Origin of the sequence: Solirubrobacter deserti (genome assembly GCF_027587175.1) — a bacterium.
In the GTDB taxonomy this organism is placed as follows: Bacteria; Actinomycetota; Thermoleophilia; order Solirubrobacterales; family Solirubrobacteraceae; genus Solirubrobacter; species Solirubrobacter deserti.
Genome location: NZ_JAPCID010000056.1, coordinates 39,138 through 45,450 on the forward strand (window position 1 = coordinate 39,138; position 6,313 = coordinate 45,450).

Here is a 6,313-nt window from a genome sequence, read left to right on the forward strand (position 1 = left end):
CCATGCCCCGGGATCGCACCGCGGCGGCGCTCGGCAGCTCGCTGTTCTTCGCGTTGGCGCCGGGCGTCGTCGCGGGGGTGATCCCGTGGGCGATCACGGGCTGGTCGGGCTCCGGCTGGCCTGTGCCGGGCGCGGTGGTCACGGCGCTGGCGGCGGCGGTGCTGATCCACGCGTTCGTGCGCTTCGTCATCGAGGGCATCGGGACGCCGGCGCCGGTCGCGCCGACGCAGCAGCTCGTGATCGGCGGGCTCTACCGCTGGGTGCGCAACCCGATGTACATCGCGGTCGTGTCCTGCGTGCTCGGCCAGGCGGCGATGTTCGGCTCGCTGGCGCTGTTGGAGTACGCGCTGGCGCTGATGGTCGTGTTCTTCAGCTTCGTGCGCTGGTACGAGGAGCCGGCGCTGACCCGCCAGTTCGGGGCCGAGTACGAGGCCTACCGGCGTGCGGTGCCGGGCTGGTTCCCGCGAGCACGGCCGGCACGAGTCCCGCCAGCGACGAGCTGACGAACAGGCGGTCGCCCGGCTCCAGCCGCAGGTCCTGCTGGATCGCGTCGGGCCGTGACGTGCCCGGCAGGATGCGACCGTCCTCGCGCGGCGTGTAGAGCACGCCTTCGCGCTCGACCAGCACGGTCGCCCAGGCCGCCTCGAGCAGCGTCCCGTCGGCGTCGAGCAGCAGCGCGTCGCCGAGCGGCAGCCGGTCGCGCCACTTGTGCGCGCCCAGGCCGCCGGGCAGGGTGAGCGGCGTGAGCACGATCGGCAGCGGCCGCGGTGTGTACTCCCGCGTCGTGAGCGTCACGGGTCGCCCGGGGACGTAGTCGATCCGCACCGCGCCGTCGAAGTCCGGCACCTCGATCTCCGGCAGCTCCTCCCCGTAGAGCTCGCGCACCGAGCGCCGCAGCCGGTCGAGGTGCGCCTCCAGGTTCTCGCGCCCGCGCAGCGTCTCGAACACGCCGAGCGCCGGGTCCGGCCGCCCCTTCACCAGCGGCGCGGCGAAAGATGAAGGGTCAGACCCCTTGACTGCGCTCAAGGAGCCGCCGATCGCGGAGATCAGCGGGCGCGCCTTGACCAGACACTCCTCGAGCTCGGCGTGCGGGTCGGAGTCGGCCACGATCCCGCCGCCGGCCCCGAGCCACAGCCGGCCCGCGCGGACCTCGAAGGTGCGGATGGCGACGTTGAGCTCGAGGCCGGCGTTCGGGCTCGCGTAGCCGATCGCGCCCGTGTAGACCTCGCGCCCGGTCGACTCCAGCTCGGAGATGACGTGCAGCGCCTGCACCTTGGGCGCGCCGGTGACCGAGCCGGGTGGGAACGTCGCGCGCAGCAGGGCGGCGTCGCCGTGCTCGGGGGCGAGCGTCGCGGTGACGTCGCTCACCAGGTGCCACACGCCGGCGTGCGGCTGCAGCGACGGCTCCGGCGGGGCGTGCACGCTGCCGTACTCGGCGACCCGGCCGAGGTCGTTGCGCATCAGGTCGACGATCATCACGTGCTCGGCGCGGTCCTTGGCGGAGTCGCGCAGCGCCTCGGGATGCGCCGCGGTGCCCTTGATCGGGCCGGTCGTGACGTGTCGGCCGGCGCGGCGCAGGAACAGCTCGGGCGAGAGGCTCGCGATGCCGCCCCACGGTGTGACGAAACACGCGCCGTACGCGGGGCGCAGCCGCGGCGCCGCGGCCGCGAACAGCTCGGCGACGTCTCCGTTCCAGTCGGCTTCGAGCCGCAGGCACAGGTTGGCCTGGAAGATCTCGCCGGCGGCGATTCGCTCGACGCAGTCCGCGACCGCCGCCACGTGGCCCGCGCCGCCCCGCAAGGAGAACTTCGCACTCGGAGGCGGAGAGGGATCGGGCGCCGCGGCCAGCGACTCAAGGAGGTGGTCGAGCGGCGCGGTGTCGCCCGTGAGCGACTCGAACCACCACACGTCCTCGTCGTCCATGCGCAGCACGTGGTCGTAGAACGCGAGGTGCGCGTCCGGGAGCGGGACGGGCCGCGGCGGGCGCGGCGGGATGCGCTCGACGAGCGCGCCGAGGCCGTAGCCGAGCCAGCCGAACCAACCACCGCCGACGACCGCGTCGGCGCTCGGCGCGGGCAGGTCCTCCAGCCGCGTGAACGGGTCCTCGCCGGGTGCGAGGAGCGTCCGCGGCCCACAGCCGACGATCGCGCCCCCGCCCGCCCAGCGCCCCACGAGCGCGAAGGGCCACGGCTCCTCGCGCAGAGCCAGCAGCACGCGCTCGGGCGGCAGAGAGAGGTCTAGGCGAACCCGCACCAGGGGAAACGGTACGAGGCATGACCGACCGGCTGGCCGAGACGTACCGCGAGTTCGCGCACAGCTCGCCGCTGTACGCCGAGCTCGGGGCCGGGTTCGCGGAGGACGCGGAGCTGCTGGGATGGCTGGAAGGCCTGCCGCCGGCCAAGCGCCAGCCGAACCTCGTGTTCGCGGCCTACCGGCTGGTGGCGGGCACGCCTTCCGGGTGGCCGGAGTTCCAGACGGTCCTCAACGACCGGCGGGACGAGGTCGAGGCGGTGATGCTCGAGCGGCGCACGCAGACCAACGAGGCCGCGCGCTGCGCGCTGATGCTGCCGCTGCTGGCCGCCCTGCCCCAGCCGCTCGCGCTGCTCGAAGTCGGCGCCAGCGCCGGGCTGTGCCTGCTTCCCGACCGCTACGGCTTCGACTACGACGCGGGGCGCCACACCGTCGGCGAGGGGACGCCCGTCCTGCGCTGCCGGACCGAGGGTGACCCGCCGTTGCCCGACGCACTCCCGCAGGTGGCGTGGCGCGCCGGCCTGGACCTCGACCCGATCGACGTCTTCGACGAGGAGCGCATCCGCTGGCTGGAGCTGCTCGTCTGGCCCGGGCAGGAGCACCGCGTCGACACGTTGCGCGCCGCCGTAAAGGTGGCGAGACGGGACCCGCCGCGAATCGTCCGCGGCGACCTCACGACCGGGGACCTCGACGAGCTGGCGATGGAGGCCCCGGACGACGCCACGCTCGTGGTCTTCCACACCGCGGTGCTGTTCTACGTGCCGCCGCCCGGACGGGCCGGGTTCCGCGAGCGCGTGCGCCGCCTGAACGCCACGTGGCTCGCGTGCGAGGGCCCGGACGTGCTCGGCTTCGAGCACGACCGCGTCGACGTGATGGCGCTCACCCGCGACGGCGAGCGCGTCGCCTACGCGGACGGGCACGGCGGCTACCTCAGCTGGGGCTGAGCTCCTCGGCCAGCAGGTCCATCAGCAGCCCGTCGTGCCACGTGCCGTCGGCGCCGCGCTCGTAGGCGCGCATCACGCCCACGGGCTTGAAGCCGAGCGACGCGTAGGTCCGGATGGCGCGCTCGTTCGCGGCGGCCGGGTCGATGATCAGCCGGTGGTGCCCGCGCTCGGAGATCAGCCAGCGAGCGGCGACGAGCAGCGCCTCACGCCCGAGCTTGCGGCCGTGGAAGGCGGGCGAGAGGAAGATGTCCAGGCCGCCGTGGCGGTAGTCCGGGTCCTCCTCCTCGTACCAGCCGACCCAGCCCGCGATCTCCCCGTCGACCCAGATCGTGAACGCGTCCTGGTCGTCGACCTCGGGGTCCTCGGTCCACCACTCGCGCACCTCGGGCGTGGCCAGGATCGCGTTCAGGGTCTCGACGTCCTCGGCGCGCAGCGGCCGCAGGATCACGCGCTCGCCGTGCAACGTGGGGGTGTCCGCAGGAGGGTTCACGGCGGTCAACCGTACTCGGGCCGGGGCCTTGCGGGACCTCGTGACGCCTGCTGGCCGGGCGAATTCGAACCCTCCGGAGCGGGATTCTGGAGTCCACCCCAAGACACCCTGGAGAGGACTTCCCACCCATGACTCCCAAGCCCAAGGGCTTCGCCGCCCGGGCCGGGCACTGGAGTGCCCGACACCGCAAGACGGCCATCTTCGGCTGGCTGGCGTTCATCGTGATCGCGTTCGTGATCGGCGGCGCGCTCGGCCAGAAGACGCCCAGCGAAGCGAACACCTACGACGGCGAGACCCGTCGCGCCGAGACGATCCTCGCCGACGCCGGGTTCCCGAAGAAGACGGGCGAGATGGTGCTCGTGCAAGGCGGCAAGGGCCTCGAGGCCGCCGTCGACGATGTCGCCCACACGCTCGCGCAGCAGAAGAGCGTCGCCCATCTCACGACGGACACCGTCTCCGCCGACGGTCGCTCCGTGCTCGTCCAGTTCGACCTCACGGGTGATCCCGAGACCGCCACCGAGCGCGTCGGCCCGCTGCTGGACGCCACCGCGCAGGTCGCGCAGCGTCACCCGGATCTCACCGTTGAGCAGTTCGGCGACGCGAGCATGAGCAAGCAGCTCGAGGACGCCGCGAAGGCGGAGGAGAACGGCTCGATGCTGATGTCGTTCGGCGTGACGTTGCTGATCCTCGCGTTCACGTTCGGCGCGCTCGTGGCCGCGTCCGTGCCGGTGATCCTCGCCGCCACGGCCGTGCTCGGCACGACCGGCGTCGTCGCGCTGTTCAGCCAGCTGCTTCCGCTGAGCGACATCGCGATGCCGGCGATCATCCTGATCGGTCTGGCGGTCGGCGTCGACTACTCGCTGTTCTACATCCGGCGCGAGCGTGAAGAACGCGCGAAGGGCGCCGGCAAGCTGGAGGCGATCGACATCGCCGCCGCCACGTCGGGGCGCGCCGTGCTCATCTCCGGCCTGACCGTGATGGCCGCGATGGCCGGCATGCTGCTCACCGGCAACACGCTCTTCGTCTCGATGGGCATCGCCACGATCCTCGTGATCGCCGTCGCCGTGATCGGCTCGCTGACGGTGCTCCCCGCCGTGCTCGCGAGCCTGGGCGAAAAGCTCGAGAAGGGCCGCATCCCGTTCATCGGCCGCCGCCAGTCGCAGGCCCGCGAGTCCCGCGTATGGGGCTGGCTGACCGACCGCGTCATGCGCCGTCCGGTGCTCGCGACCGTCATTGCCGGCGGCGCGCTCGTCGCCCTGTCGATCCCCGCGCTCGGCATGGAGACCAAGCTGCCCGGCGTCGAGTCGCTCGACAAGTCCCAGCCCGCCGTCCAGACGTACCTGAAGGTCCAGAAGGCGTTCCCGGCCGAGGCCGACTTCGCCACCGTCGTCGTCAAGGCCAAGGACGTCAAGGCGCCCGCGGTGCAGGAGGCGATCGCGGCGCTCAACCCGTCCAACGTCGAGGTCAACCCGGGCGGCACCGTGGCCAAGGCCGACGTCGCCCTGCGCGGCAGCGGCGTCGACGACGCGGCGCTGGCGTCCCTCGAGCGCCTGCGCGAGGACACGATCCCGGCCGCGTTCGGCGGGGTCGACGCCACGGCCGACGTGACGGGCGTGGCCGCGGGCACGACGGACTTCAACGCGGTGATGAAGAGCAAGACGCCGCTCGTGTTCGCGTTCGTGCTCGGGCTCGCCTTCCTGCTCATGCTGACCACGTTCCGCTCGATCGTCATCCCGCTCAAGGCGATCCTGCTGAACCTGCTGTCGGTGGGCGCGTCGTACGGGCTGCTGACGCTCGTGTTCGGGGACACGGCGATCACTTCCTGGCTGCCGCTGTTCCTGTTCGTGATCCTGTTCGGCCTCTCGATGGACTACCACGTGTTCATCCTCAGCCGGGTCCGCGAGGCCTGGAAGGGCGGCATGTCGTCCAGCGACGCCGTCGCCCACGGCATCAAGACCACCGCGGGCACGATCACGAGCGCCGCGCTGATCATGGTCGGCGTGTTCGCCGAGTTCGCGACCCAGAGCGGCGTCGAGATGCAGCAGATGGGCATCGGCCTCGCGTTCGCGGTCTTCGTCGACGCGACGGTCATCCGCGGCGTGCTGCTGCCGGCGACCATGAAGCTGCTCGGCGACTGGAACTGGTACCTGCCGCGCTGGCTGCGCTGGCTGCCCGAGCTCGACCACGAGGGCCCGGGCGCGACGCCGCCGCGCACGTTGGTCCCCGCGACCGCCTAGCTCACACGAACGGCCCGCTCCGGCGGGCCGTTCTCGCGTCAGCCGTAGCGCTCCTTGCGCGCGGCCTCGACCAGCCGCTCGATCTCCCGCCGGCGCCGCTCGACCTCCTTGTCGACCTTCGCGCGCAGCTCCGCCGCGTAGTCGTCCGCCTCCCGCTCCGCGGCCGCGAGCAGGGCCTCCCGCCGCGCGGCGGCGTCGCGCTCGGCCTCCGCGAGCAGGTGCCGTGCCTCCTCCCGCGCCGCGGCCGCGAGCGAGTCACGCTCGGCGCGGGCGGCGGCGGCAAGGCGCGCGGCCTCATCGCCGGCAGCCGCGGGAATGGCGGCGCGCTCCGTGTCGGCGGCCGCGGGGCGGTCGTCGGCGGCGGGCCGCCGGCGGGCCGGGGGCCGGGGGCA

At 73.0% G+C, this 6,313-nt stretch carries 4 protein-coding genes and 2 pseudogenes; 3 read left to right on the plus strand and 3 right to left on the minus strand.

What is annotated here, in order from left to right; genetic code table 11:
* Nucleotides 1–2: 2 nt before the first annotated feature.
* The gene (locus OJ962_RS28255) at nt 3–503 is read left to right on the plus strand and encodes a methyltransferase family protein (protein ID WP_238932285.1); all 501 of its coding nucleotides are present in this window, start codon (nt 3–5) and stop codon (nt 501–503) included.
* 46 nt (nt 504–549) lie between these two features.
* On the opposite strand, the pseudogene OJ962_RS28260 reads toward OJ962_RS28255, so the two are convergent.
* Nucleotides 550–2,253, minus strand: a pseudogene (locus tag OJ962_RS28260) (aminodeoxychorismate synthase component I); the annotation flags it as partial.
* A 20-nt stretch (nt 2,254–2,273) separates the two neighbouring features.
* Between OJ962_RS28260 and OJ962_RS28265 the strand changes: the two are divergent.
* The gene (locus OJ962_RS28265) at nt 2,274–3,194 is read left to right on the plus strand and encodes a DUF2332 domain-containing protein (protein ID WP_202957515.1); all 921 of its coding nucleotides are present in this window, start codon (nt 2,274–2,276) and stop codon (nt 3,192–3,194) included.
* On the opposite strand, the gene OJ962_RS28270 is transcribed toward OJ962_RS28265, so the two are convergent.
* Nucleotides 3,181–3,657, minus strand: a complete 477-nt coding sequence (locus OJ962_RS28270; RefSeq protein ID WP_202957672.1) for a GNAT family N-acetyltransferase — start codon at nt 3,655–3,657, stop codon at nt 3,181–3,183. The two genes, OJ962_RS28265 and OJ962_RS28270, sit on opposite strands and share 14 nt — an antisense overlap.
* A gap of 155 nt (nt 3,658–3,812) precedes the next feature.
* Between OJ962_RS28270 and OJ962_RS28275 the strand changes: the two genes are divergently transcribed.
* Nucleotides 3,813–5,921, plus strand: a complete 2,109-nt coding sequence (locus OJ962_RS28275; RefSeq protein WP_202957516.1) for an MMPL family transporter — start codon at nt 3,813–3,815, stop codon at nt 5,919–5,921.
* 38 nt (nt 5,922–5,959) lie between these two features.
* On the opposite strand, the pseudogene OJ962_RS28280 reads toward OJ962_RS28275, so the two are convergent.
* Nucleotides 5,960–6,313: pseudogene (locus tag OJ962_RS28280) on the minus strand (hypothetical protein); the annotation flags it as partial.

Excerpts from the sequence above, each read along its gene's own strand:
- OJ962_RS28255 (WP_238932285.1), top strand. The coding sequence starts at position 3 with ATGCCCCGGGATCGCACCGCGGCGGCGCTCGGCAGCTCGCTGTTCTTC.
- OJ962_RS28275 (WP_202957516.1), top strand. The coding sequence starts at position 3,813 with ATGACTCCCAAGCCCAAGGGCTTCGCCGCCCGGGCCGGGCACTGGAGT.
- OJ962_RS28265 (WP_202957515.1), top strand. The coding sequence starts at position 2,274 with ATGACCGACCGGCTGGCCGAGACGTACCGCGAGTTCGCGCACAGCTCG.